Annotated in this window: 3 protein-coding genes and 1 pseudogene; 2 read left to right on the top strand and 2 right to left on the bottom strand. The window is 72.1% G+C overall.

Annotated elements, in window-relative coordinates; all coding sequences use genetic code 11:
• Nucleotides 1–429, bottom strand: a pseudogene (locus HW445_RS22040) (sensor histidine kinase); the annotation flags it as partial.
• A 9-nt stretch (nucleotides 430–438) separates the two neighbouring features.
• Nucleotides 439–1,107, bottom strand: a complete 669-nt coding sequence (locus HW445_RS22045; protein ID WP_180222708.1) for a response regulator transcription factor — start codon at nucleotides 1,105–1,107, stop codon at nucleotides 439–441.
• A 235-nt stretch (nucleotides 1,108–1,342) separates the two neighbouring features.
• Here HW445_RS22045 and HW445_RS22050 point away from each other — a divergent pair, with 235 nt between their 5' ends.
• Together HW445_RS22050 and HW445_RS22055 are read left to right on the top strand one after the other, a co-directional pair.
• The gene (locus tag HW445_RS22050) at nucleotides 1,343–2,272 is read left to right on the top strand and encodes an amidohydrolase family protein (RefSeq protein ID WP_180222709.1); all 930 of its coding nucleotides are present in this window, start codon (nucleotides 1,343–1,345) and stop codon (nucleotides 2,270–2,272) included.
• A 76-nt stretch (nucleotides 2,273–2,348) separates the two neighbouring features.
• Complete coding sequence (locus HW445_RS22055) at nucleotides 2,349–3,728, top strand: MFS transporter (RefSeq protein ID WP_180222710.1); 1,380 nt, start codon at nucleotides 2,349–2,351, stop codon at nucleotides 3,726–3,728.
• Nucleotides 3,729–3,731: the final 3 nt, after the last annotated feature.

Raw genomic sequence — 3,731 nt, forward strand, 5'->3', positions numbered from 1 at the left:
CGCCCCCGTCACCCTGGTCCCGGTGCCCGCCGGCTCGGCGAACATCCGGTGTCCGTGCGACCAGGGGTGCAGGGCGTGGGTGGGGTGCGTCGTCTGGTTGCGCAGGGCCGCGTCGACCAGCCCGGCGACCGCCGGGTCCGAGGCCCGCATCCCGCCGGTCTGGACGACCGGGGCGCGGCCGACGTCGGTGATCACGATCGGCTCCCCGTACAGCTGCGTGTGGCGGCGCGCCTCCGCGGCGACCACCGAGAAGTCGCCGGTCGTGGCCGCCTGGTCCATCAGCGACCCGAAACGGTCGAGGTCCGCACCCCGGGCGAGGATCAGCTGCTGGGTGCGGTCGGAGGCGGTGAACAGCAGCAGCGGAACGGCGAACGCGGCCACCGTGAGGACCACGAAGAGCAGCAGCACGGTCCGGACCCGGGAGCGCACGCGCCTGCCTCAGTTCCCGAAACGGAAGCCGAAGCCCCGGATGGTGGTGACCAGTCCGGGCCGTCCGAGCTTGGCGCGCACCTGGGCGAGGTGCACGTCCAGGGAACGGGAGACCGCGCGGTGGGCGTCGCCCCACACCTCGTCGAGGACCTGCTCACGGCTGACCGCCGTGCCCGCCCGCCCCGCCAGCACCGCCAGGACGTCGAACTCCTTCGCGGTCAGCTCGACCGCCACCCCCGCCACCCGGACCCGGCGGGCCTCGAGGTCGACCTCGACGTCACCGGCGCGCACGGTGCGCGGGCCCGCGGGAGGCGCCGTCGTGCGCGCCGCGGCCCGCCGGGTGACCGCCTCGATGCGGGCGAGCAGTTCGGCCAGGCGCACCGGCTTGACCAGGTAGTCGTCGGCCCCCAGACGCAGTCCGCGCACCACCGACCGCTCGTCGCCCCGGGCGGTCAGCACCACCACGGCCAGGTCGCTCACCGCGCGCAGCCCGCGCAGCACCTCGAGGCCGTCGACGTCGGGCAGTCCGAGATCGAGGATGAGCAGCTCGGCGCTGCGGTGATAGGTCAGGACGTCCCTGCCGTGACGGACCCGCCGCGTGTCGTGGCCGTGGTCGTACAGCACCTCCACGAGAGCAGCGGCCACGCCGTCGTCGTCCTCGGCCAGCAGTATCCGCATCCGTGCCCACACCTCCCTCGTCGCCCTCGGCACCCCGGAACCGGGCGTGCCCCGGGGCCCCGAATGTAGACCACGAAGGCCCCGCCGACCTGTGGCGTACGGCACATCGCCGCACGTCAGAGGGGCGCCGGGAATGTTAAGGCGAGGTTAGATCCGTGTCGCGACACCTTTCTCCGGGCCCAGCGCCGGGCCAGGCTCCAGCCGTCCGGAAACGACGCGCAGGACCAGGAGAACCATGAGCGACCCGCACCCCCTCGCCCCCAAGACCCCGGGCTGGCTCGACTGGTGCCCGGACCCTTCGGTGCCCGCGTTCCGGCTGCCCCCGGGCGCCGTGGACGCGCACTGCCACGTCTTCGGCCCGCAGGCCGACTTCCCGTTCGCGCCGGAACGCAAGTACACCCCCTGCGACGCGGGCAGGCAGCAGTTGTTCGCCCTCCGCGACCGGCTGGGCTTCGCCCGCAACGTCGTCGTGCAGGCCACCTGTCACGGCGCCGACAACTCCGCCATGGTCGACGCCGTCCGGGCCTCCGGCGGCCGGGCCCGCGGCGTGGCCACGGTCCGTCCGGACGTCACCGAGCGGGAACTGCGGGAACTGGACGCCGCCGGTGTGCGCGGCGTGCGGTTCAACTTCGTACGCCGCCTGGTCGACGCCTCGCCGCGGGACGACCTCGCCGTGATCGCGAAGAAGATCGCCCCGCTCGGCTGGCACATCGTCCTCTACTTCGAGAGCGCGGACCTGCCGGACCTCGAGGACTTCTTCGCCGCCCTGCCCGCCCCGCTGGTGATCGACCACATGGGCCGGCCCGACGTGACCCGTCCCGTCGACGGGCCCGAGTTCCGCCGGTTCCTGCGCTTCGTCGAGGCCAACGACGTATGGGTGAAGGTCACCTGCCCCGAGCGCCTCAGCGTGGGCGGGCCCTGGGCCGTGGACGGCGAACGGCACGCCTACACCGACGTCGTCCCCTTCGCCCGCCGCGTGGTCGAGGAGTTCCCCGACCGCGTGCTGTGGGGCACCGACTGGCCGCACCCCAACCTCACCGGCCACATGCCCGACGACGGACTCCTCGTCGACCACATACCGCTCTTCGCGGTCACCGCCGACCAGCAGCGCCGGCTGCTCGTCGACAACCCGATGCGCCTGTACTGGCCCGGCGAGACCCCCTGACCGTCCGCCGCCGGGGCCCGCCCCGCCCGCCGGACCCGCCCCACCCCTCGCAGACTCCCCCGAGAAGGCACCTCCCATGACACACCCGCAGGCGGTACCGCACGCCAACGCGCTGAACCGGATCAACAGACTGCCCGTCGGCCGGTTCCACAAGGTCACCCTCCTGGCCATCTCCTTCGCCTACTTCTTCGAGTTCGCGGACATCAACACCTTCGCGACGACCGCGCCCAAGCTGATCGGCCTGTGGGGCGTGACCATCGACCAGGTCGCCTACGTCACCTCCCTGTCGTTCGTCGGCATGTTCCTCGGCTCGATCGGCGCCGGGGCCATGGCCGACCGGTGGGGCCGCAGGCGGACCCTGATGCTGACCACCCTGTGGTTCGGCTTCTTCTCGTTCGTCTCGGTGTTCGCCTGGGACATCGTGTCCCTGGGCGTCTTCCGCGTGCTGACCTCGGCGGGCCTCGCGGCGATGACCGTCGTCGCGGTGATCTACGTCAACGAGATGTACCCGGCCGCCGTGCGCGGCAAGTTCCAGGCGTACGCCATCGTCATCGGCATCTGCGGCACCCCGGCCACCAACCTCATCGCCAGCGCCGTCGTGCCGCTCAACGACTGGTCGTGGCGCCTGGTCTACCTCTGGGGCTCGCTCGGCATCCTGCTCGTCCTCTTCGGCAAGCGGCTGAAGGAGTCCCCGCGCTGGCACGAGAGCCGGGGCGACCACGCCGAGGCGGACCGGATCCTCCGGGAGATCGAGGAGAGCGTCGCCGCCGAGAAGGGCCCGCTCGCCGAGCCGCTGCCGCCCGTGGAGGAGCCCCCGGTCACCCGTGCGCCGCTGCGCCTGCTGCTCCAGAAGAAGTACCTGTACCCGACGCTGCTGCTCACCGTGCTGTGGGTGACGCAGACCATCGGCTTCTTCGGCTTCTCCAGCTGGGCGCCCACGCTGCTGGCCAACGAGGGGTTCAGCGTCGAGAAGTCCGTCTTCTACGTGGCTCTCACCACGGTCGGCGCGCCGCTGGGTTCGTACCTGGCCTCCCTGGTCACCGACCGGTTCGAACGCAAGTGGTCCCTCGCGGCGTTCGGTACCGTCATCGCCCTGTGCGGGCTGCTGTACGGACTCACCTTCAACCCGGTCCTGATCATCGTCTTCGGCTTCCTCGTCAACATGTTCGAGCGCGGGTACACCGCGCTCGCCTACGCCTACTCCCCGGAGCTCTTCGACACCCGCGGGCGCTCGCTGGGAACCGGCGTCTCCTACGGCCTCGGCCGGCTCTCCAACGCGGCCGGGCCGCTGATCGTCGCCGCCGTCTACCAGGGCAGCGGGTACCAGAGCGTCTTCTACCTCATCGCCGGGGCGTGGCTGCTCGGCGCGATCGTCCTGGCGGTCTTCGGGCCCCGGACCCGGCAGGCGACGGCCGCCCTGCCGAAGGACCGGGTGGAGCCCGTGCGGGCGCCCTGACCG

The organism is Streptomyces sp. UH6 (genome assembly GCF_013421635.1).
In the GTDB taxonomy this organism is placed as follows: domain Bacteria; phylum Actinomycetota; class Actinomycetes; order Streptomycetales; family Streptomycetaceae; genus Streptomyces; species Streptomyces abyssomicinicus.